Annotated in this window: 21 protein-coding genes; 12 read left to right on the top strand and 9 right to left on the bottom strand. The window is 28.1% G+C overall.

Annotated elements, in window-relative coordinates; translation table 11 throughout:
• Positions 1-334 precede the first annotated feature (334 nt).
• Genes CLOST_RS06455 through CLOST_RS06445 form a run of 3 tightly spaced genes read left to right on the top strand, consistent with a single transcriptional unit; the run spans position 335 to position 4868 of the window.
• Entirely contained in the window at positions 335-3337 is a 3003-nt protein-coding gene (locus tag CLOST_RS06455) for a RecQ family ATP-dependent DNA helicase (protein ID WP_013361469.1), read from the top strand.
• The gene (locus CLOST_RS06450) at positions 3331-3861 is read left to right on the top strand and encodes a hypothetical protein (protein WP_013361468.1); all 531 of its coding nucleotides are present in this window, start codon (positions 3331-3333) and stop codon (positions 3859-3861) included. Before CLOST_RS06455 ends, CLOST_RS06450 begins: the two co-directional genes overlap by 7 nt.
• Before the next feature lie 56 nt (positions 3862-3917).
• Entirely contained in the window at positions 3918-4868 is a 951-nt protein-coding gene (locus tag CLOST_RS06445; RefSeq protein WP_013361467.1) for a copper amine oxidase N-terminal domain-containing protein, read from the top strand.
• Positions 4869-5394: 526 nt separating this feature from the next.
• Here CLOST_RS06445 and CLOST_RS06440 read toward each other — a convergent pair.
• The gene (locus CLOST_RS06440) at positions 5395-5916 is read right to left on the bottom strand and encodes a hypothetical protein (protein ID WP_013361466.1); all 522 of its coding nucleotides are present in this window, start codon (positions 5914-5916) and stop codon (positions 5395-5397) included.
• Between the two features lie 204 nt (positions 5917-6120).
• Here CLOST_RS06440 and CLOST_RS06435 point away from each other — a divergent pair, with 204 nt between their 5' ends.
• From CLOST_RS06435 to CLOST_RS06425, 3 genes are all read left to right on the top strand, one after another.
• Positions 6121-6657, top strand: coding sequence for a hypothetical protein (locus tag CLOST_RS06435; RefSeq protein WP_013361465.1), 537 nt, complete (start codon positions 6121-6123; stop codon positions 6655-6657).
• A gap of 75 nt (positions 6658-6732) precedes the next feature.
• A complete protein-coding gene (locus tag CLOST_RS06430) occupies positions 6733-7284 on the top strand; it encodes a hypothetical protein (RefSeq protein ID WP_013361464.1) in 552 nt (183 codons plus the stop codon).
• A gap of 81 nt (positions 7285-7365) precedes the next feature.
• Positions 7366-7866, top strand: a complete 501-nt coding sequence (locus CLOST_RS06425; RefSeq protein ID WP_013361463.1) for a hypothetical protein — start codon at positions 7366-7368, stop codon at positions 7864-7866.
• A 900-nt stretch (positions 7867-8766) separates the two neighbouring features.
• Here the strand turns inward: CLOST_RS06425 and CLOST_RS06420 are convergent.
• The 6 genes from CLOST_RS06420 to CLOST_RS06395 all read right to left on the bottom strand — a co-directional run bounded on the left by CLOST_RS06420 (position 8767) and on the right by CLOST_RS06395 (position 15594).
• Positions 8767-9669, bottom strand: a complete 903-nt coding sequence (locus CLOST_RS06420; protein WP_013361462.1) for a tyrosine-type recombinase/integrase — start codon at positions 9667-9669, stop codon at positions 8767-8769.
• Between the two features lie 25 nt (positions 9670-9694).
• Entirely contained in the window at positions 9695-10561 is an 867-nt protein-coding gene (locus CLOST_RS06415; protein WP_013361461.1) for a tyrosine-type recombinase/integrase, read from the bottom strand.
• A gap of 540 nt (positions 10562-11101) precedes the next feature.
• Positions 11102-12001 carry a hypothetical protein gene (locus CLOST_RS06410; RefSeq protein WP_013361459.1) on the bottom strand — a complete coding sequence of 300 codons (900 nt, stop codon included), beginning with the start codon at positions 11999-12001 and terminating at the stop codon, positions 11102-11104.
• A gap of 19 nt (positions 12002-12020) precedes the next feature.
• On the bottom strand, positions 12021-12947 hold the full coding sequence (locus CLOST_RS06405; RefSeq protein ID WP_013361458.1) for a tyrosine-type recombinase/integrase: 927 nt from the start codon (positions 12945-12947) through the stop codon (positions 12021-12023).
• 282 nt (positions 12948-13229) lie between these two features.
• Positions 13230-14570: a citrate/2-methylcitrate synthase gene (locus CLOST_RS06400; protein WP_013361457.1), complete on the bottom strand. Its 1341-nt coding sequence runs from the start codon at positions 14568-14570 to the stop codon at positions 13230-13232.
• 19 nt (positions 14571-14589) lie between these two features.
• Positions 14590-15594, bottom strand: a complete 1005-nt coding sequence (locus tag CLOST_RS06395) for an isocitrate/isopropylmalate dehydrogenase family protein (RefSeq protein ID WP_013361456.1) — start codon at positions 15592-15594, stop codon at positions 14590-14592.
• A gap of 409 nt (positions 15595-16003) precedes the next feature.
• Here CLOST_RS06395 and CLOST_RS06390 point away from each other — a divergent pair, with 409 nt between their 5' ends.
• Both CLOST_RS06390 and CLOST_RS06385 read left to right on the top strand, forming a co-directional pair.
• Positions 16004-16918: an AAA family ATPase gene (locus CLOST_RS06390; RefSeq protein ID WP_013361455.1), complete on the top strand. Its 915-nt coding sequence runs from the start codon at positions 16004-16006 to the stop codon at positions 16916-16918.
• A 22-nt stretch (positions 16919-16940) separates the two neighbouring features.
• Positions 16941-18710, top strand: coding sequence for a vWA domain-containing protein (locus CLOST_RS06385; protein WP_013361454.1), 1770 nt, complete (start codon positions 16941-16943; stop codon positions 18708-18710).
• Here the strand turns inward: CLOST_RS06385 and CLOST_RS06380 are convergent.
• On the bottom strand, positions 18703-19029 hold the full coding sequence (locus tag CLOST_RS06380) for a hypothetical protein (protein ID WP_013361453.1): 327 nt from the start codon (positions 19027-19029) through the stop codon (positions 18703-18705). The genes CLOST_RS06385 and CLOST_RS06380 overlap by 8 nt on opposite strands.
• Positions 19030-19199: 170 nt before the next feature.
• On the opposite strand from CLOST_RS06380, the gene CLOST_RS06375 reads away from it, so the two are divergent.
• The 3 genes from CLOST_RS06375 to CLOST_RS06365 all read left to right on the top strand — a co-directional run bounded on the left by CLOST_RS06375 (position 19200) and on the right by CLOST_RS06365 (position 23344).
• Positions 19200-20381, top strand: a complete 1182-nt coding sequence (locus tag CLOST_RS06375; RefSeq protein ID WP_013361452.1) for a pyridoxal phosphate-dependent aminotransferase — start codon at positions 19200-19202, stop codon at positions 20379-20381.
• A 191-nt stretch (positions 20382-20572) separates the two neighbouring features.
• Complete coding sequence (gene purB / locus CLOST_RS06370; protein ID WP_013361451.1) at positions 20573-22006, top strand: adenylosuccinate lyase; 1434 nt, start codon at positions 20573-20575, stop codon at positions 22004-22006.
• Positions 22007-22228: 222 nt separating this feature from the next.
• A complete protein-coding gene (locus tag CLOST_RS06365) occupies positions 22229-23344 on the top strand; it encodes a tyrosine-type recombinase/integrase (protein ID WP_013361450.1) in 1116 nt (371 codons plus the stop codon).
• Between the two features lie 17 nt (positions 23345-23361).
• Here CLOST_RS06365 and yneA read toward each other — a convergent pair whose 3' ends face one another.
• Entirely contained in the window at positions 23362-23679 is a 318-nt protein-coding gene (gene yneA, locus CLOST_RS06360; RefSeq protein WP_013361449.1) for a cell division suppressor protein YneA, read from the bottom strand.
• Positions 23680-23839: 160 nt separating this feature from the next.
• Here yneA and lexA point away from each other — a divergent pair, with 160 nt between their 5' ends.
• A complete protein-coding gene (gene lexA, locus CLOST_RS06355; RefSeq protein ID WP_013361448.1) occupies positions 23840-24466 on the top strand; it encodes a transcriptional repressor LexA in 627 nt (208 codons plus the stop codon).
• The last annotated feature ends 148 nt before the right edge of the window (positions 24467-24614 follow it).

Raw genomic sequence — 24614 nt, 5'->3', positions numbered from 1 at the left:
AAAAAATAATTATTATAAGGTTATATGTATACTTAAGAATATTCTTCAAAGAGGATGCCCTACAAAAGCCTCTCAATATTTAATTGAAAATCTAGGTGATATATACACTACAAAAGAATTTAACACTCCTTTATATTTAATATCAGATGAAGAAGCTCTATGGATTAAAACTATTAAGGGTGATGATTCCAAGGGTGATTACCCAGCACTTGTTTTTTTTGAAGAAATTATACCTAATTATCTTGGTGAATATAGTTTCATCCAAAATTTAATAATACCTGAAGTATCTTTTACAGAAATAATAATAAATCAAAATGAAGAGAATGAATCTTTTGTGAACCAACAAGTGGATTTTTATCTTGAACAAGCTAAACTAGTAATAGAAATTGATGGACAATCTCATAAGACTGATAACAAAACTCGTATAAATGACAAACAAAGAGACTTGTACCTTGCTAAAAACGGCATAAAAACTATTAGAATAGATGCTAAAGACATTAAAAGAAAAACTGAAATTTTGTTAAAAAAAATACATGAAATAAAAAATCATTTATCTTCACATGAAGAGAAATTATATAAGTACAAGTTTTTTTTAGAACTGCAAAAAGATATAAATACCTTTCGAAATTATGAATCTATATTAAAATATACAGCCATTATTAGATTTCAAATTTTAATACTTTCTCTTTTAGAAAAAGACATGCTTAAATTAAATGATAAAAATTGGATATTAAATATAATAGAAAGAGATATTAAAGATTTTGAAGAATTAGCATTAAATGACTTATTTATCTGGTTAGAACATTTGTGCAAATTAAATAAGCTGGAATTTAATAGGCCTATTATAAAAATATATAAAAGTACTAATGAAAAATTAGTTTTAAATAAAAAAGCTATAAATATTGATTTTTCCCTTTTTAAAAGATGGACAGATGAAAATGATATAGATGAAATTGAACGCAATAAAATATATGTTAGAAGCGATTATTTTGACGAAAATAATTATTTCAAAGTAAGTACAGATAAACCAATTAAATATCCTCTTGAAATTGGTGGAAGTTCTGGCGATTTAAAGTCATTAAAATTTATTTTAAAAAATATATTTGGATTTGATAATTTCAATGACGGACAACTTCCTGTAGTAGTAAATTCATTGAAAGGTGAGGACACATTAGGTCTTCTTCCTACAGGTGGAGGCAAATCGTTAATTTATCAGTTTGTAGGACTGCTACAGCCTTGTATCAGTTTTATAGTGGTTCCTATTAAATCTCTAATGAAAGACCAAAGAGATGGACTTGATAAGAAATCTATTCATAATACAAATTTTATTAATAGTAGCCAAAATGCATCTGAGAAGAATAAGATACAAAATGAATTAGGTTCAGAGAAATATCAATTCGTTTGGATTTCTCCAGAGCGATTTCAAACTGAAGAATTTCGCTTAAAGCTACAAAAAATAAGTAATTTTTCTAATTTTGGTCTTGCAGTTATAGATGAAGTTCACTGTCTTAGCGAGTGGGGGCATGATTTTAGAACATCTTATTTAAATTTAGCCAAAACTATTAAAGAGTATTGCAAAGGAACGAGAATTTTAGGATTAACTGCAACTGCATCCGTAAATGTGCTGAAAGATATAATGGTAGAATTTGATATCCCAAAAGAAAATGTTAAAACTAAATTGTCTTTTACGAGAGAAGAACTTAATTTTCATATAATAAATGATGATGGGAAGAATAAAAGAGGAAAATATAATGAATTAATTAAACTATTTAAAAAACTAATACATGAGAAAAATGACAATAAAGGCTCAGGATTGATATTTACACAATTTGTAAACAACGGCTTACTAGGTTGCTTCGAGCTTTCAGAATCTTTAAAAAAAGAATTTAAAATAGATGTGCAATGGTACTCTGGTTCAATTCCTAAAGGTTTGAAATATGAAATGAGAATGGATAAATTTCAAGAACATCAAGAACAAGTACAAGAAAGGTTTATAAATGATGAGTTTGATTGGCTTGTAGCGACTAAATCCTTTGGAATGGGGATTGATAAACCTAACATTCGAAATACTATTCATTTTGGAATTCCAAGTTCCCTTGAATCGCTATATCAAGAAGCTGGCAGAGCTGGAAGAGATAAACAAAAAGCTGATTGCTATATATTGTTATCAGAAGAATTTAAGGGGAAAGATTACTTTGATGATATTTTTACAGGAATTCCTAAAATTGAAGACATAAGTTCTAAATTAGAGGAACATAAGTATAATTCTAGAGATGTATTCAATAGCTTGTTCTTATTTACTTCAAGTGCAAAAGATATAAAAGATGAATTTAATATAATTAGACATATTTTCCACAGTTTTGCAAAACCAAACTATGAAGTATCAATTTCTGGAGTAGAAGATATATTAAAAAATAAAAAGGGATCAGAAGATAAATTCCTACTAAAAAAATCAGATTTAGAAAAAGCTATATATAAATTAAGTATTATAGGGATTGTAAAAGATTGGATAATAGAGAGTTGGGATGAACATCACCCACAAATTAAAGTAACTTTTGAAGATTATAGTCAAGAAAGTATAGAAACTAGCCTGATTAAGTATGTCAATAAATATGACAAAGAATTCAATTTTAAAAATAGTAACAAAGTTTCTTCAAATAAATATTTTCAAATCTATAAAAGGGAAAATTACTCTCATATAAACAAAATGATTCATATACTTCTTGAGTGGCAATATGAGAATATACTTTATCATAGACTACAATCAATATATACAGTTTATACTCAGTGCTCTAAAAATCAGTCTAAGGAAGAATTTAAAGCTTATATGGAACAATATTTCAAGTTTGACGAAGGTGTTTTTAAATTTGATTATATTTCTGAAGATCCTGAAAATAAAGATTTATGGTTTTCATTAATCTTTAATGAAAAGAATGAAATATTGAAAAAAGAAGAGCTTGAAAAATTAGATATATCACTAAGAAGGTTTTTGGAAAGTTTCAAAAACAACACAGGATTAAATTTTTTGTCAGGAATTATAAAACTATTAAATGATGATTATTTAAATGTAGACGGAAAAACTCGGTTGGAATCTTCTTTTGAAGAAATTCAAAATTTTCCTGAAAAAGAAAAAGATGAAATATATGAAAAATGTATATTGATTAGCAAACATTTAGACAATAAAAATAAAAACTATATTTCAGAATTACTGCATTTAAAGCTGAATAAAAATCCCATTAAAACATATAAAGCTATTAATGATGAATATAGCTTAAGTGAAGTATTAAAAGAATCTACAAAAAGAATACGAGCAATTGAGGGGGAAAGATTATGGTAGAAGTAGAGAAGCTTAATAGCACTATTGAAGAGTTTGAAGGGTATGTTTCAAATATAAAAACTGTTTCTCAAACGCTTAGTGAAATAGAACAATTATATCAACAAACTAAAATAAATAAACAAAATCTTGATAATACGATTAATTCAATAATAAAGATAGAAGATATGCTACAAAATAATTTAATGCATTATAAATTAGATACAACTAAAATAAATCAAGAATTAAGTAATTCTACAAAGGAAATGAAAGCGAAAATTGATGATTTATATACAGAAATAGACGATAAAAATTCATTTATGTTCCATAATATAATCAAGGAAAATAAAAAAAATATGGATATAGTAGAACAGAATATAATTCAATATATAGATATAGAAAACAAGTCTATAAAATCAAAGATAACAGACGAAATCCAAAGAATAAAATCAGAAAATGAGATTTTAAGTAATAAGTTATTTCGTAATCAAATTGTTAATTTAGGTTTAAGCATAGCGATAATAGCTCTAGTATTGTTTTTAAAATGATGATTATTTTATACAGATAAAATGGATGAAATATTAATTAAAAACAGGGGGAATTCATGAAAAACTTATCAAAAATCTCAATTTTATCCTTAATTATTTTCTTTTCATTTGCAGTTATTTCTTTTGCATCCACAGCAAGAGTAGACCTATTCGTAAACAACGCACAGGTTCATCCAGATTCACCAGCCTACATCTCTTCAACAAACAGAACGATGGTGCCAATATCGTTCGTATCTCAGGCATTTGGATTTAACACAACTTGGAATGGAAAGACTCAGGAAGTGAAAGTTGAAGCAGATGGCACAGTTGTAGTTCTTACAATTGGAAGTAAGTATGCAGTAGTTAATGGACAAAGGGTTGAAGTTGATCCAGGAAAAGGAACAGCTCCAGTTATAAGAAACTCAAGAACCATGGTTCCAGTTTCTTTTATCGCAAGCTCTTTTGGGGTTGAGGTAAAATGGACTGCTTATCCAGGTTCTGGGGGAAGGGTAAACTTTATTTCTAAAGATTTTACTCCTCCAGTAGTACCGCCTACTAATCTTCCAACTCTTCCAAATGGACAAAAGTTTGAAGAAGGAAAAGTGCTAACGCCAGACCAGCTTCAAGGAGCACTTGCACCACTTCCAGGCAATGACCCATCTGAATACAACATTACAGCAACAAATGCTGATGCTGTAAGGGTTACTTCCAGACTCACTCTTTACCCAAAGGACATCTTTGTTGCAAAAGCTGGAACAAGCGGAAAAGATTTCATCTTTATGAGAGCATCAGGTGGAGGAGCTGCAACTATGTATGCTTATAAAGGTGATGAATTAAGAAGCATAAATCCAGTTGGGGATAACTATAGTGGATGGATGATGATGGGAGAGAAAGAGGATTTTGGAAAGCTAGATTATCTTCTGTTTTACGGAACAGAACATAAGCTAGTTCCAATGCCAACAAGAGATATGTGGGATGGTGTAGTTTATCTTTCCATAGACGCTGCTAAAAAGGCTTGGACTAATTAAAGACTAAGGCTAAGAGTTAATCTCTTAGTCTTTTTTTATTCAAATATTACAAAATCATCACCTTGCCCCTATATACTGTGTCAGAATTTGAAAGTATGCCATATCGTGTGTTATAATAAATTATGGTTAAGTTCTCCCCTGAAGTTAGCCGTAAAAACTCCATTTTTTCTTTTTTCCCCAGAGCATAAAGAGCCTGGGGTTTTTTGTTTTTATTTTTCCTATAATTAGTTATAAATCTTACAGGTGAGCCGTCTTTCTTTTATAGCTAGTTCGTTTAGGGTTGTGGTAAAACGGACTGCTTATCCAGATTCAGGAGGAAAGGTAAACTTTATATCTAACAGATTTATTCTTCTAATAGTGCGACCTATTTTATGAAATTCAAAAAGAAATTTAAAGGCTGAGAGAATTAATTTATCTCAGCCTTTTTTAATAAAGGAAATAAAACTTATATATTTTAATAGCATTATTAAAAAGAGTTCTCAAATATATTATTATAACTTCTTTGAATATTAGTGAAAAAGCTCAACTATGAATTGAAAATAGGTTCTATATCGTATTTTATCATAACTTCATCTATGAAGTTAATATCATAAATATTTTTGTCAAAAAACCAAATTAGAAGAGAGTCCTTATTATTATTAGTAAAAGAGTGTCCAGCTTTCTTTAGAAGATTATTCATTTCTTCACAATCAAGATTCAGTGCTAACCCTATTCTTATCATTCTATACTTTGAAGGATTTTCAATTCTATTATTAATTAATTTATTCCAATAATCTTTAGATAGATTAGCTTTCATATATATGATAGGATCTCTTTTTCCTTTTGATTGCACAAGTCTTTGAATATATAGACCTAAGGATGTATTGTCTGATTTTTTTATCACTTGTTCAATTTCTGCTTTATGAGATAACGAAAGAGTAAGGTGGAAAACACACTTTGTCTTTTCATATTTGGATAAGATATTATCAATAAAGCTCTCTTTATCTTCGTTTTCAATAACTTCTCTTAGCAATTCCACATATTCCATAACATTCAACTCAAGATTCATAAAATCCCCCTTTTTAAAAGTAGCCTAGCATTCAACCTGGCTTATTTAATTTCACTGTATAATTTTATCCATAGTTAACTTTCCTAAACAAAAAATTAGAAAGGAATGATTTGATGAAAAATTTCAATTTATAAACTTTGAAATTGATGGGACTAATGTAAATAGAAAATAATGAAATTTCTAAAAAACTAAGGAGGAAGTAAAATGGTTAATATGAATAGTAACTTAAATTTTTTTGATGCTCAAGTGGAAAAGAACTGGCTAAATTATATTAATTTAGATGGAATAACTAAAAGGTATTCAGCAAAAGAGTTTTATGAAGAGATGCAAATTGATCCATCTGAAAGAGTAAGAGCGATTAATTTAATTAATTCTAAAGTACTTTCAACACTTACAGTGGGAAGCTTATTTAAGGGTGGTTTTACAAATTATTTTATAATCTGTGATCCTGCTTATGGAATTATATGTGAAAAATGCAATTCATATGGAGCAATAATATTGCTTTTAGATCAAAATTTGAAGTCAAATTTTGAGAATAAAATATTTCTTCCAGCAACGGAAAATTATATTAATTTTAGCACTGATTTATATTGGTTAATACTGCATCATTATCCTGCTATACCTGTAAATTACAAAACTGATTATTGGTACTGCCCTTACTGCAATGAAATGCATGGATTTGAATATGATAGCGATTACGGTCTTATGTATAATCAGGATGTAGTGAAAATTCTAGAATAAACTTTCATATATTACAAATACTATTTTCAATGTATTCACAAATTTAAAGTAAAAATTCAAGGAGGATATTTCAACATGATAAAAATATTAAACAAAATCACAAAGAATCAAACTATAGAGGCAAATAGCTTATTTTTCTACAGTATAGATAAAGAAGAAGTTAAAAAGAAAGATTTTAAGAGATTAGATGATGCAATAAAATTTTTTGAAACTGCAGGAGTAGATGCAAGAGGCAAGCTAATTATTACATTTAGTGGATATATGGATAATCCTTTAGAGATTTATCAAATAGATGAAATTAGAGATTATGTAAAAGAATTATATCAAAAGCATAGTAATTTATTTTATTTCTTGTCTGATTATATCACTACTAATCAATATATATGGTTATGTCTATGCAATATACAAGAGACCAGAACATTATCAAATTCAAGTATAAAAGCTTCAGAAATTAACATAGGAGAGAATTTTTTCTTAATAAACAGTGTGTATGATTCTTTTGTCAATTATGCAGATTCAATATTTGATTATAGTTATGAATCTAGCTTGTTATTAAGTAGTATAGGCTTTCTAGATGTAGATAAAGTAGTATTTTTCAGAAAAGCACAGAGAGTTACTAGATTATAGGATAGATATAACTGTAGTAACTTATTTTGGAAATTTTAACATAAGTGTAAACTTAAAAATAAAATTAAAGGAGAATATAATATGAATATATATCAAGTAGGTTCAAAGTATGATGAGTTAGTTGGAGAAGAAGGAATAAAGATTGATGTAACTGATAGCGGAATAATAATGAATGTGAAATTTTGTAATCCAAGCTCCCAAGAAATCAAAAATATAAGCAAGGATAAAGTTAAATTGGAACTTGTTAAGAGAAATGGAATATTATTCTTTGTTATAAAATTTGGGAATATGCAATGGATGGATGCTCCATATACTCCACATTTATCAAAAAACTTATCGCATATTAAAGAAATAAGTCAAAATCAAGGATTTTTATTAAATATAATTCTTTCAGATTCTAGGAATGGTGAGATAAAAAGCATGAGAGCAATTGGAGTAAGCAATTCAAAATCCGTTATGCTTAAAGAAATTATCGAAGATGAACTAAAGGAAGAATTTGACATAAGATTATATGATTTAAATTTGAGGAAAGTATATTCTAGATATTCTACTAAAGACTTATTAAAATATAAATTACAATAATTTAATGACAATGGACCCCTATATCAAACTATAGAGGTCCATTTTAGTTGCTGGAATATAAATGCTGTTTTCTATTTTTTGCTGTATTTCGTATATGAGAATCTAGAAAATCTTACTCCAAAAATAAATAAGATAGTATATATTCTACTGTTTTGAAAAATCTGATAATATATTGTATCATAGGTTTTAATCTATTCATACGGTTTATAAGCAAAATCAATTATTAAACTTTTTCTTCTAGAAGATAGTTTTTAAATTATTATTTAACGACCCCAATTTTTTAAAAAATAAAAATGTATAAATCTCTAGGTGTTGGTATATAAGGGCTTAAAGCATATAGAAAGTTGCGGAAAAGAGGTTGATATGCATGAAAATGTATAATTATAACATGGAATTTATAGTATCAAAAAATAAGAATATATGCTATAATAGTTGCAAATGCTATATCAATTGTTAAGATGGGTAAGAAACCACATTCCACTAAAACAAGGATTGAAACACGACAAAATGATATATTAGATAATAATTATCATTTTGAGTAAGAAACCACATTCCACTAAAACAAGGATTGAAACCAGAGTCCTTCTAATCGTGACTCTCTGTCACAATTAAGTAAGAAACCACATTCCGCTAAAAATATGATTAAAAACTAAAAACCTCTATAAAAAATGCAATTAATTTCACTTATCCATAAAGATAAATTTGATAGTCTGATAATTTGAATGAAGAAGAATTAGAAATAGATGCTGCCTAAGCATCTATTTTTGTATTTAATTACATCTTCCCATGAAAAATTCCTTTATTATGGTATAACTATAGTTAATAATTCAGAGTGTAAAAAAACACCTCTTTAATCTAGTAGGTGTTTTTTGTTTCAAAAACTATTTTTTTAATTTTATGTTAATTTCCAATTATAAAGTCAAGTGAACTATTATCAACAACATCTCTTAGATTATCAGCTTCAAAAACAATATATTTATTTAAAACATCTAGGGACTTATGTCCAGTATGCCTTTGTATATAAGCATCTTCAGTGTTTTTTATAACACTATTAGTAGTAAAAGTATTTCTAAGTGAATGTAAGCAAATATTCTCATCAATGCTATTGAGCTCTCTTATATTCTTAAAGTTTTTACTTATTGTAGATCTGTGTATTTGACCGTTTTGATTTTTATCCGATGAAAAAACCCATTCGCTTTTTCTATCAAGCTTATCAATTTGTCTCATATATTTATCATCAATCTTGAATACTTTAGCATCATTTCCTTTTTTATTGTTTATATAAATCTTATTTTCTTCTAAATTTACATCTTTCCACTTTATGGATAGAACTTCAGATATCCTAAATCCATACTCATGTTTAAGTAAAAGTATGAGCTTTTTCTTATTATTATTTTCAAAAGCTTTTAAAATCAAATTAAAATCTTTATCTTTTATGACTCCTCTTTTATTTTTAATAGTTCTTCTGGTAGAAATAATATGATTTATAAAATTCCTTGAAATAGAAATATTTTTTTGATTAATATATTGCATATCAATAACAAACATTACAAATTTTTTAATTGCATATAATTTAACTCTTATTGTCTCTGTTTTTTCATTTTTTTCAAATAAATGCTCTGAAAAATCAATAATTATATCGTGCTTGAGTATGCTGATAAATTTAGCCTTTTTATATTTAACTTTTATAAAATCAACTAGTTCGTCAATTGTTGCACTGTATTTTTCCTTTGTACTTTCAGCGAGATCTTCGCATTGTAAGAATTCCTTATATTCTTTAACTACTGTTTTTATTGTTCTCATGCATTTTCCTCCATAATTTATAATTTTATGCTAAATCTTTGTATATACTTAGAGAATCTACTCTTTTATGTCCAGTAAATTCAGCTATTTTGTGTAAACTTATGTTTTTTTTCAAATTTTCTATTATGAATGTAACTTGAAAGGCTTTTATTCCTCCAGTGATATTGATATTTTTAGAATTATTTTTATAAATTGATTTTAATGAATTTATTGACATAGCTTGATTCGGGTTATTTATAGAATTAAAAATATATATAGAATTAATCTTTTTTTCTTTCTGTAGGATATAATAAGTTTTAAGCTGATTCGCTAAGGATAAAGATATAGGAAGTTCAATTAATTCATCTCTTTGTATCTTGATGGTTCTCTTATTAAAATCCAAATCACTCCATTTGAGCTTAATTACTTCCTCAGCGTTTATTCCGACGAGCAGCAAAATAGAAAAAATTGATGTATTTCTAATTGAATCATTGGTTTTCCTAAGCTTGTCAAAAAACTCTAGAAGTGATTCTTGAGCAATTATTTTTTCTCTCTTAGATGTTTTAAGTGCTACAATATCTTTTTTCTTCCCAAAAGCTTCATTCAACATAAGATTTTCAACTTCAAACTGCTCATTTAAAAATTTGTAAAAAGTTCTTAATGAGTTAAATATTCTTTTTACGCTTGTATCTGAATAGTTCTTATCTTTTATTAAATATTGCTTGAATTTAACAATTTCTTTTCTCTTAATACTTTTAATATCAATTTCCCAACTGCTTTTTTTCATATTTTTCTCTAGAAACTCTTGAAATGTAGTAGCATCTTTCATATAAGATAAAATTGTGCTTTCTTTTTTTCCAGTCAACATTAAATCGCATTGATACATTTCCACCGCTACTTTTAAACTTTTCATTAGTAATTCCTCCTTGAATTTCCGAATTACTAATTACACTTTCTAAAAATAAATATATAATTTGAAAATATCTACCTATCGCAAATAGCGATAATTGGTTTAATAATTGTTTAAAGAAAGTTATTTCAAATAATGCAAATATAACTGATATGAGTAGTAGGTTTGATAAATCTAAAGATTCTTTATGGGAATCTTTTATGTGCAAATATCATTAATGTTTTTTCTTAATTTAAGAGGGGTTTTTAATTTTTCTTTTATGGTAGAGAAATCTTTAAACATTCAAAAAACCATTTATTTTAGCTTTAAAGATAAACCTTATAATATATAAGACATTTTTTCTTAATTTTATACAAGTATATGTTATACAATAATAAAAGTCTTGGAGTCAAATAGACTGATTATATAGGTCAAAGAGTATATGCATTAAAAAATCCTAGATTATTCTATTGGTTTACATATCTGTAAACTTTTAAATTGTCTAGGATTTCTTAAATTTACTATTTATTTTTGAGATAATACCAATTTCTCACAGTATCACCTTTAATTTATGCAATAAATTATGTTATCTTTAATATCTTTAATGAACTTTTCAAAAGATTTATTATTAGTTTCTTTGTTAACTTGAGTCATAATATCAACTGACTTATTAAAAGAATTTGTAGTACCAATTAATTGTGCACAGTATTTATTGTTATTTAGTTTAATTAATCTAGATTCATCATATTTACTTCTTGAAGAAATAGGTGTAAGCCTTAAAAGAGGATATTCCCTATATAAACAGTATTTGTCTTTAATAGAGTCTTTTTTTATTCGATCATTTAAAGATACATATTCATTAAACATTTTATTTTTTGAATTATCATAAAAATGAGAATCCAAATCTATTTCTATAATTAAAACAATGCTTTCATAATAGCGTAGAGCTAAATCAAATCTAAGTGGTTGCTTTGACTTACAATCTGGAAATTGAAGGTTTTTAGCTATATTTAGAACAAAATCGGGGTCAGGATTAAATCCAAATTCTTGAAAAGCATGCTGAACTATAGTTTCGTTTTTAGTAGAAATATCAAAAGAAATAGTATTGTTATGATGAATTATATTTTCGTACCTATTTGACTTAGAGACTTCTTTTGTTTTAGTATTTTCAATTACAACCTTATCTTTGGTAGTTCTAATATAGCTAAACCTTGCAACTAAATCTTGGTTATTTTCCTTTAATTTTTCGTTTAACTGATAAATTTTCAAACTTGACTCTTTTTTTAATTTTTCAATAGGATTACAACGAATGCATTTAATATTCTTTTTAGAGGTATAATTTAAATCAAATTCTGTATCGCAACTTAAATGCCTAATTCGCAGTGTATTATTTTTATGATTTAATAACTCAAAACCATTTTCATCTAAAAACTTTGATATTTTTATAATCGTAGATTCTTTCATTATTATTCCTCCTATTAAATTAAATGTGGGATAATGGGTGCTTATCTACACTATCTCTTAGATTATTCATATTTAAATGAACATATATTTTAGTACTATTAAAATCACTATGTCCCATTAGCTCTTTCACTATAGAAATATCTACACCTTGCTGAACTAAAAGAGAAGCATAGCTATGTCTTAACTTATGCAGAGTGTATCCTTTTCCAGATAGTCCAGCTCTTTTTATATATTTTTGAAATAAATTGTTCATACCTCTAAAATTTACTCTTTTATTATTACTAGTTATAAATAATGCTGTATTAGTAATGGGAAGGGAATTATTCATATATGCCAATAAGTCCTGATATAGTGTTTCTGGCATGGGAAGTATTCTCTGTTTTTTTCCTTTTCCCATAGTTACTTTTATTGTTTTTTGTCCAAAATCTACATCTTCCCAATTTAGATTTATTAACTCCATCCTTCTTAGTCCAGTCATTGCAAATAGAGATATTATAGCTTTATCTCTAATTGCATCCTTGCCGCCAGTTTTCATTATAGTATCAAGTAGAGTTCTAATTTCTTTCTCACTTAAATAAATCGGTAGTTTTTCTTCCTTTTTAGGTGCTCGGATTTTTGACATGGGATTTTTATCCATTCCTATATATTCATTTTCTACTAAAAACTTAAAAAAAGATCCTAGGGCATATATTTTTCGTCTTATCGTTTCATTTGTATATTCTTTCTCAAGTCTTAAAAAGTGAATGAAGGTCCTAATGGTTGCTACATTAAGTGTTTCTATGCTCACTTTCATATTTCTTTCTTTCAGGTATTCTTCTAAAATTCTAAAGTCACTAGTGTATGAAGAAATAGTAAATTTTGAAGCATTTCTTTCTACAGTCATATAAGCTAAGAATTCATCAAAATATTCTAGCTTTATTTTTTCTTTTTTTTCATGAACAAACATAAAATCATCTCCTAGTTTTCTTGCCTCTTGTGTTATAATATTTATGAAATAAAGTTTTTTAATAACACATAATCTGTGTTATAGGCATAGTCTATTTTATAGTGAGGTCAAGCTACTTATAGGTCTAAGAATGGATATGGCAAACTTCCAAGTATAGCAAATAGAAGTACTTGAAGGTTTACCACCAGAACTCGGCTTATAGGTCTACTCGTATAATTACAAAAATAAAAATCCATTAAGAACAGAAAATTTCTGCTTCCGTAATGGATTTTTTTATGCTTATTATCTTAAATCTAAATCTATATAGTTTATGTTTTTGTCTATGCTTTTGTAAGCTGGCCTCATTATTTTTTTGTCACTTATGATTTGTTCGATTCGATGAGCACACCAACCAGAAATTCTTGATGTAGCAAATAAGGCGGTATACAAATCATATGGGATATTTAGCAGCTCATATACAAAACCTGAATACAAGTCTACATTTGCAGAAATTACGGCATCTTCGCCTTTAAAGGTTTTATATATTTCTTTTGAAAGCTCTTCTATATTAGTGTAAAGTTCATATTCTTTTAAACTATCTTTTTCGCATGCAAGTTCTTTGGCTTTCTTTTTCAATAATTCAGCTCTTGGATCCGAAAGAGTATATACTGCATGGCCCATGCCATAAATTAGACCGGAATTATCAAAAGCATCTTTTTTTAGAATTTTAACTAAGTAATCCTTTAATAAGTTTTTATCTGACCAATTAGTTACATTTTCCTTTATATCAGCTACCATATCTCTTACTTTAAGATTTGCTCCTCCGTGTTTTGGCCCTTTAAGAGAACCGACTGCAGTAGCGATAGCTGAATATGTATCAGTTCCACTTGAAGATACGACATGAGTAGCAAAGGCTGAATTGTTTCCTCCTCCATGCTCAGCGTGTAAAACAAGGCTTAAATCTAGAGTTTCTGCTTCTGTTTTTGTATACGTGCTATCGGGACGAATCATATGAAGTATATTCTCAGCTGTGCTTAAATCTTTTCTCGGTGAATGGATAAATAAGCTGTTATCATAAAAATAGTGTGATTTAGCTTGATAGCCATAGGAAATAATAGTAGGAAATTTTGCTATCAAGTTTAAAGATTGCTTAAGAACATTTCTTACACTTAAGTCTTCAGGATTATCATCGCTTGAATATAAAACAAGGACACTTCTTTGCAATTTATTCATGATGTTTGAGCTAGGTATTTTTAAAATCATATTTTCAGTAAAGTGTTTCGGAAGACATCTCATTTCAGAAAGCAATTTGTTAAAATCATCTAGCTCAGTTTTGTTTGGAAGTTTTCCAAATAAAAGCAAATAAGTGGTTTCTTCAAAACCCATACGATTATCTTTTTGAAATCCATCTACAATCTCTTCGACATTGATTCCTCTATAAAAAAGTTTACCTTCTTTTGGGATTTTTTTATCATCAATAAGTTTATAACCTTCCACAGAACCAATTTTAGTAAGCCCTACTAGAACTCCAGTGCCATTTGAATTTCTAAGACCTCTTTTTACATTATATTTATCATAAAGCTCTGGTTCTATTAGGCTATTACTTTCTGTTAATATAGCTAGTTTATCAATTGCTGTTTCCATTTTTATTCCTCCAATTAAATTAAAGAGTTTGAATTGTTTCTATAACTTTTTGCGTAAAATCCGATGTTGATAGGTTGCCACCTAAATCGTATGTGAAATTATCTTCATAACATAAGACCTCATTAAGAGCATTCTTTAATTTCTTTGCTGCTAAGTTTTCACCAATATAATCTAGCATCATAGCTGCGCTTAGTGCTAATGCTGTAGGATTAGCTTTGTTAGCTCCTGCTATATCTAGAGCACTTCCGTGTACAGCTTCAAATAATGCAATATCTTTTCCTATATTTGCACTTGGAACAAGGCCGAGGCCTCCAATTAAGCCGGCGCATAAATCTGAGAGAATATCGCCATACAGGTTGGATGTTAAAATAATTTGATATCTAGAAGGATTTAAAACTAACTGCATACACATATTGTCAATTAGCAATTCCTCTAGCTCTATATTTGGATAATCTAATGCCACTTCTCTGACTGTATTTAAAAATAGACCATCTGTTAACTTCATTATATTTGCTTTTGTTACAACAGTAACTTTGGTTTTATTCATGCTTTGAGCATATTTGAAAGCTTCATGTGCAATTTTAAGTGTTGCTGATTTAGTAATTATTTTTAAGCTATGGCATTCATTATCGCTTATTTTTTCTTCTATTCCAGCATATAAATCTTCAGTGTTTTCTCTAAATATAACCAAGTCAATATTTTTATATTTGCTATCTATAACGCCTAGATTTTTTACAGGGCGGATATTTGCATATAGATTATATTTTGTTCTAAGAGTTACATTGATGCTTTTGAATCCATAGCCGATAGGTGTAGTTATAGGACCCTTTAAAACAATTTTATTTGTTTCAATACTGTTTAATGCAGATTCTGGCAAAAGTTCACCTGTATTATTATATGTATTAAGCCCTGCACTAACTATTTCCCATTCGATTGGCAAATTAAGTGAGTCAACCATCTGAATAACACTTTGAGTAACTTCTTCTCCTATTCCGTCTCCAGGAATAACTGTAATTTTGTACAAGGCAATCCCTCCGTTATATATTTCATTTAGATTATTAGAAATGATTATATTACTATAAAAATTAAAAATCAATACATTTTTTCGTAAAATTGCAATTTATATTATTCGATATGCAAAATTTATTTTTTATGATTATTCTGTATACACAACGATAACATTATTATTTGTTTATATTTAACGTATAAACCTAAAATTAATTTATCTGAATAACGAAAATTTAATATTAATAAATGCAATTATTGATTTAAAAATTGCATTTATTAAATTTTAAAATAATATTGTATACAAGAATTAAGTATTAAATTCTTTACTCATTTCAGTCTTATAATGTTATAATCTATCTATTATGTTATATAAAATAATTTATTAATTTATAGTGAAAATAAAGAGTTTCTAAAGGAGAATTGCCATGATTGAATTTTTAAAATCACATAATGTAGATGAAAAATTAATAGAAGACTTACTTCATTTTAGAAAATTTTATGATAATAAAGAAGAAAACCTTTTAAGAATCCCAAAACCAAGATTTTACTACTATGGAAGAGAAGTTTGGAATATGGCTATAGCTGCATTGTTAGAAGGAGAGCATATTTTAATTAGTGGACCAAAAGCCACAGGTAAGAACGTACTTGCTGATAATCTTGCTTGTGCATTTAATAGGCCTGCGTGGACAGTTTCTTTTCATGTTAATACTGATAGCTCGGCATTAATTGGAACAGATACCTTTGTAGATAATAGAGTTGATCTTAGAAAGGGTTCGGTTTATCAATGTGCTGAGAATGGAGGATTTGGAATTTTTGATGAAATAAATATGGCTAAAAATGATGCAGTAGCTGTACTTCACTCAGCGCTTGATCACAGAAGAATAATAGATGTGCCTGGATACGATAAGATATATCTTAATGAAGCTACCAGATTTATTGGGACTATGAATTATGGATATGCTGGAACAAAAGAATTGAACGAAGCTCTAGTATCTCGTTTTATGGTTATTGACATACCGCCTATGACAAAGTCTAAATTAACGAAAATATTACTATCTGAATTTCCTAATCTAAATGAAGAATATTTAGAGCAGTTCAGTGGATTATTTTTGGATTTACAGCTCAAATCTCAAAATTCTGAGATATCAACTAAAGCAGTTGATCTTAGAGGTTTGATAGGAGCGTTGCGAACAATCAATAGAGGACTCGAGCCATTGCTTGCAGTAAAAATGGGTATACTTGGTAAAACTTTTGATGAGTTTGAAAAAGAAATTATTTCTGATGTAATTGAACTAAGAATACCTAAATCCTTGGGAAAAGAAGATATTTTTAGGTTGTAGTAACTGTGAAAGAGGATGAATTATGGAAGATAATAATTTATTGAGACGAGAATCTGAAGAAAGGTTTTCAAATGTTGTATGGACTATTTCTGAGAAATATTCTATAGACCCTGATTTTACACTTGTAAAATTCACTGGAGATAGGAAAATAGATTTATATAATAATACTGTTTTAGGCGGAATTTATAGATTCTTTGATTATGAGATGATATATTCATATATTAATAAAATTAAGGTTGAAATTTCAGATCCTAAACCGTTTTTTCAAATTGCGGTACTTGTCTTAGAAGAAAATGTAATTAGTAATATTGAAATATCAAGACCCGCTATAAAAAAACTAAAAGAAGATGTATATAAAAAAATATTAAGTAGTTTCTTTTTTAATAAACCAAAGGATTCAGCAGATGAAATTAGATTTGCTTATTATTCTAGGAAGATTGGAAAATCTCCAGCAGTAAATTCAAAAGTATATAAGTTAGTTAAAGAAATTGATAAAGGTAAATCCATAAGTTCTACTATTGAGCTGATTGAATTTTTAAGTAAAATATTTCAAGACTACTTCCATTTTGAAAGCTATTTTGACAATGAAAATGTAGCTCCTGAGGAAAAAGAAGCATTAAGTGATAATACTGATACCACAACTAAGGATTCGCCAAATTCATATTTATATGATGAATTACAGGAAGAATATGTTTCGGCAGAATATAACCCAAATGCAAGTAAAATAGACCCTAAGGATGGATACGAGTTTGAAGATAATAAAATGAACTTTAATATTAATCCAGAGGTATACAACAAACTCACAGATAAAATTGAGCAGTATTACGGGGCATCAATAGTGTCTTTTGATGAACTTAGAAAACTAGAAAAAAAAATCTGTACTGGAATGCATAAAGGATGCCATATTCACATAACAGATGGAAATTTTAAGCTCAGTCATATTAATAATTACAGAGTCAAGTATGTAAAAAAACAAAAAGAAAAGAATATGATTGATTATAACGATCACTATAGAGTTTACAACAGAAATATAAGTAAGTTAAAAGATATAATTCAAAGAACCATACTAAGAGATACTGAATATAGTAAAAATATATCAGATAATGGAATGCTTAGAGGAGATATAATATGGAAAATTAAATATCTAAATAATTCCAAGGTGTTTGAAAAAGAGGTCAAAGAGGATATTGGAGATTTTGCTGTGGACATACTTCTTGATTCAAGCGGTTCTCAAATGGAGCGCCAAAGCCGAGTAGCTTCACAAGGGTATGTTATCTCACAAGCTCTGTCTCTTGTTAATATACCAAATAGGGTGCTAAGTTTTAATAACTTTTTAGATTTTACTATTATAAGAAGATTCAGAGACTATAATGATCCAATTATAAAAAATAAAAATATTTTTGAATACTATGCCACTGGAAGTAACCGAGATGGATTGGCTATAAGAGCAGTAGTTGAATCATTAGAAAAAAGACCTGAGGAGCATAAAATTTTAATTGTACTAAGTGACGGAAAACCAAATGATGTAAAGGTTACTAAAACCTCTTCTTTAGCTTTTAATAGAGATGCAGATTATAAAGGTATAAAAGCTGTAAAGGATACTGCTCATGAAGTGAGAAAAGCTAGAATGAAAGGTATAGCAGTGCTTGGTGTATATACTGGTGAAATAGAGGATTTGGACGCAGAAAAATTGATTTATGGCAAAGACTTTGCATATATTCATTCTATTGATAGATTTTCTGAAATAGTAGGGCTATATTTAAAAAGGCAAATTAATAATATGATTAATTAACTGATTCAATATTTATTATTGTATGGTTGTCATTTTTACTGATAACCATATTTTTTTTGGCTAAGTCAATATCCATATTTACAAAGCTGGAAAAAATATCTATATCCTTAAGCAGGTGTATGCAAATTGTCATGTTCTGATTTGTTATTCTTAGTAAGATGGCATAAATATGAGTAAATTGTATCCTATCGAAAATTTTAAAATCAGATACATTCAAATCTATAAGTCCGTTTTCGATAGGGATGATTATATCTTGGTCCATACCATCTTCTCTAATTATTCTATAATCTACTTTTATATTAATGTTTTTATTATACATTTGGCTCTCCTTAAAATTTTAGGTGTATTATATCATAGTATATTAACTATTCACATATAAATATGAATTTTGAAAGATAATAATCATTTTTTTAATATAATGATAGAAGTCTTGTATATTGTTGAGAATATAGTATAATGAAATTATATCATAGGAGGAGGTATTTATTAATGGAGTATTCTAAGAAGTATTCGGCTATTGAGCCCTCAATAACATTAGCTATAAGTGCGAAAGAGAAAAAAATGAAATCTGAAGGGATAGACATTATAGGCTTTAGCGTTGGAGAACCTGATTTTAAAACACCAGAAAATATTAGAAAAAAAGCAATAGATTCTATAGAAAATGACCCAATAGGTTATACTGCAGCAGATGGAATGCCAAATTTAAAAAAATCAATTATTAAAAAATTAAAAAATGACAATGGATTAGATTATGAACCTGGACAGATTGTGGTTTCAAATGGAGCAAAGCATTCTTTACATAATGCAATTGAAGCTATTGTTAATCCTGGGGACGAAATCATTGTACCTTCTCCATACTGGGTGAGCTATATTGAGCTAATTAATATGTCAGGAGCAAAGCCTGTAATAATTGAAGGATTAGAAGAAAATGAGTTTAAAATAACAGCGGCTGATATTTCTTCTGTGATATCTGATAAAACAAAAGCTATTATAATCAACTCCCCATCAAATCCTACAGGTGCACTCTATACTAGAGATGAGCTTATGAAAATCGCTGACTTAGCTATTAAAGAAGATTTAATAGTGATATCTGATGAGATTTATGAAAAATTAATTTATGATGGTGAGCATATTAGTATTGCATCATTTTCTGAAGAAATAAAAGAAAGAACTATTGTTATAAATGGTATGTCAAAAGCATATGCGATGACTGGATGGAGAATAGGATACACTGCATCAAACAAAGAAATTGCATCAATTATGAGCAATATGCAAAGTCATGCTACATCAAATCCTAATACTGTAGCTCAGTACGCTAGTATTGAAGCTTTAGAAGGAGATACTTCATCAATCGATAATATGAAAGCAGAGTTTAATTTAAGAAGAGATTTGATGGTTTCACTAGTTAATGAAATTCCTCTATTAAGTTGTAAAAAGCCTAAGGGTGCGTTTTATGTTATGGTCAATATTTCTAATGCTATTGGTAAAAAAATTAAAAATATAGATATAAATGGATCCATGGATTTTGCAAATTTATTGCTAGAAGACGCTCAAGTAGCAGTAGTTCCAGGTATAGCATTTGGAGTAGATAATTATGTGAGACTATCATATGCAACATCACAAGAAAAGATAAAAGAAGGTTTAAATAGAATAAAGAAATGCTTAGAATAATATAATAAATTTAGTAATTAATTATTTCTTAATTAAATATAGCCTTGTAAGCCTGTAAAGCTTATAAGGTTTTTATTTTTTAATTTAATAATAACGAATATTAAACTTTTTTTAGTGTTTATTATTTGATATAATACGAATATAAAAATAATTTTATTGAATAATTACTGTAATTTTGAAGGGAGAATAATATGATTAATAGGGAAGTATATCAAAATCCATTAAACGAGCGTTATTCAAGCAAAGAAATGAGTTATATTTTTTCAGATGAAAATAAATTTAAAACATGGAGAAAATTATGGATTGCACTTGCTGAGAGCCAAAAAGAATTAGGACTTAATATTGATGATAATCAAATTCAAAATATGAAAGACTTTGAATCTAATATAAATTATGATATAGCAAAGCAAATTGAAAAAGAGACAAGGCATGATGTAATGTCCCATGTAAAGGCTTTTGGAATGCAAGCTGAGCTAGCAAAAGGCATTATTCATCTAGGTGCAACAAGCTGCTATGTAGGGGATAACACAGACTTAATTAACATGTTTAAGGCTTTGGAGTTAATTGAAATAAAGCTAGCTTCAGTAATAAATAATTTATCAAAATTTGCAATAGAATATAAATCTGTTCCAACTCTAGGATTCACACATTTTCAAGCAGCACAATTAACGACTGTTGGTAAAAGAGCGACTTTATGGCTATATGACTTGTTGATGGACTTAGAAGAAGTCACTTATAGAAAAAATAAAATATATTTAAGAGGGGTCAAAGGAACGACTGGAACCCAAGCATCTTTCTTAGAATTATTCAATCACGACCATGATAAAGTTAAAGAGCTAGATGAAAAAGTCTGCGAAAAAATGGGTTTTAAAAAGTCGTATCCAGTTACAGGGCAAACTTACAGTAGAAAAGTAGACTCATATGTACTTTCATCATTATCATCGATAGCCCAAAGTCTTCATAAAATGACAAATGATATAAGATTATTGCAGCATCTTAAAGAGCTAGAAGAGCCTTTTGAATCAACTCAAATAGGATCCTCTGCAATGGCCTATAAAAGAAATCCAATGCGTTCAGAAAGAATATCTTCGTTATCAAAATACATAATAAATTTAGCTCAAAACCCAGCTTTAGTTCATTCTACTCAGTGGTTAGAGAGAACTTTAGATGATTCAGCAAACAGACGATTAGCAATTGGTGAAGCATTTTTAGCAACAGATGCTATTTTAGAAATTGCAATTAACGTTACCAATGGGCTTGTTGTGTATGAGAATATGATAAACAGACATATAAATGAAGAACTTCCATTTATGGCTACAGAATATATTCTTATGGAGGCTGTAAAAAAAGGTGGCGATAGACAAGAGCTACACGAAAAAATTAGAGTTTATTCTATGGAAGCAGCAAAAAATGTAAAAATAAATGGTGGACATAATAATCTAATAGAATTATTAGCAAATGATGCTGAATTTAATTTAGACGAAGTTGAGATAAAAAATGTACTTAAAGCTGAGAATTTTATAGGAAGATCAAAAGAACAAGTTGAAGAATTTATTTTAAATGATGTAAATCCTATACTAGAAAAATATAAGAATCTAGTTAAAGATGTAGAGTTAAATGTATAAAAAATAAAAAAATGGCCCTTAATTATAGAAAAATTATGTTAGGGGCCTATTTATTTAAGGATTCAACTAGTTTTTAAATGTATATTTAGGGAATAGTTTGAATGGATTTTTACTTACAGTGCATTTTAGCGAATTATTACTATTCTGTTTAAATCTAGCTTATAATATACTTGTCACCTTTTACTGGTCTAAAAAAACTAACTTAAGCTGGAGGTTTATTTCATGGTAAAAATACATAACAAATCTGACAAACCAGATAATATTGTTGCCAAACAACACCATATAATAGATAAATGTATAGAAATCGAAACTGCTCTGCCTCATTTTATGAAGGATTATTTTATATATTTAAAAAATGCAGTTTCTTTATCTACAAGGCTTGCATACCTCGAAGATATTGAATTTTTTTTAAAGTATTTAATCAGTAATGATGAATCATTCATACACTTGAACAATTTGTCTGAAATTACAATAGAACAATTTTCTAAGTTGAAAGCTAGAGATATTAACTATTATATTGGAGAATACTGTACAAGATATTTAAAATCAATAAATGGAAATGATTATTTATTTAAAAATGACAATAGATCTTTAGCTAGAAAAAAATCCTCTCTATCCTCTTTGTTTAAGTATATGTATAGAAATAATCAATTGGAAAATAACATAACTGATGGTTTTAATCCAATAAAATTGCCAAAACCTCAACCAGATGCTATAAAGAAGCTAGCAGTTGACGAGGTTGCCATTATGCTAGATATTGTATCCACAGGAGAAGGATTGACAGACAAAGAAAAAATATATTGGGAAAAGACTAAATTAAGAGATAAAGCTATTTTGCTTTTATTTGTAACCTATGGACTTAGATTGTCAGAAATACAGCAATTGAATTTGTCATCATTTAATTATGGTCGTGACGAATTTAAAATTTACAGAAAAAGATCTAAAGAAGCGTTAATGCCACTGAATTCAACAATAAAAAAAGCTTTAGATGATTATATATCCTGCGAACGACCAAATTCTGACTTACTTGATGAAAATAATGAGGATGCTCTTTTTTTATCCATACAAAATAAAAGGCTAACAATGAAAGCTATCAGAGAGCTTGTAAAGAAATATACTTCTCTTGCTATGGGTACTACTAGGGATAAAGGGTATAGTCCACATAAATTAAGAGCAACTGCAGCAAGCTCTCTTATTGACTATGGGTTTTCTATTTATGATGTTAAGACTTTACTTGATCATGAAAATATAACTACTACACAATTATATTCAGCGCAAAGGAAAAATTTAAAAAGAGATATAATAAAGAATTTTGAATGGAATGATGAAAAAAAATAAAGCCGCATGGCTTTATTTTAGTTGAAAGTACTTTCGATTGGAATAAGTAATTTTTGTCCTGGAATTACATTTAAAGATGTTAATTGATTTGCCTCTACTATCTTTTCGATAAAATCTCTTGTATCATCGCTCGGGTTTTTATATCTAGTTGATACATCCCATAATGTATCTCCTGATAGTATAGTGTAGGTAGAATATGATATTTGATTTGCTTCATTATTCTCACCTAGTGAATATATGCTAAAAACAGTGGAAATTAATATTATTAACAATAATATAGTTATGTTAACTTTGCTATTTATATAATGTCTATTTTTTTTTCTTCTAGTTTTCATTTTTATCCTCCTTAGATATAAAACGTATACGAACAGATGTTCTAATATCATTATACTAGAACGTCTGTTCGTTAGTCAATAGCAAATGTGAACAGATGTTTGTTTTTTTTGTTTCATATGTTATAATTGTTACTATAACAAAGACATGGAGGATGATATTATGTATTCTAAAATAAATCAGAAGCAACTAGAAATATTATTATATATAAAAGAAGAAATTCAAAAAAAGGGATATCCGCCTTCTGTAAGAGAAATATGTTCTGCGGTTGATTTAAAATCCACCTCTACTGTACATTCTCATCTGAATAAGCTGGAAGAGTATGGATACATTAAAAAAGACCCAACAAAACCAAGAGCAATTGAAGTTATTCTTTCGGATGATGAAGAAGGCTTTTATAGAAGAAGCTCAGTTGATATACCATTGCTAGGCGTAGTTACTGCAGGAGCTCCTATTCTGGCGGTAGAAAATATAGAAGAATTTTTGCCCATTCCTTCATCTTGGGTAAATAATGGAACATATTTCATGCTTAAGGTTAAAGGAGATAGCATGATTAATGCTGGAATATATGATAAAGATACTATAATTGTAGAAAAAACTGAATATGCTAAAAATGGGGATATTGTAGTTGCTCTTATAAATGATGATGAAACAACTGTTAAACGTTTCTTTAAGGAAAAAAATAGGATTAGACTGCAACCTGAAAATGAAGCATACTCTCCTATTTATCCTGAAAATATCTCTATATTAGGGGTTGTTAAAACACTTATAAGAACAGATGTATCTTAAAAATAAAACAAGTAGCTTGTAAAAAAATTCTATAATAAGAGCTTCACGTCTAAGGATAAAATAATTTTGATATAATCATAATAAAAAATAAACCCACCTTGTTTTGGTGGGTTTATTTTTTATTCATGAACTAAATACTTCTAAATTC

The sequence above is a fragment of the Acetoanaerobium sticklandii genome (assembly GCF_000196455.1).
GTDB classification, from domain to species: domain Bacteria; phylum Bacillota; class Clostridia; order Peptostreptococcales; family Filifactoraceae; genus Acetoanaerobium; species Acetoanaerobium sticklandii.
The sequence above is the reverse complement of the archived record's forward strand: the minus strand, read 5'-3'. Positions and strand labels throughout refer to the sequence as shown.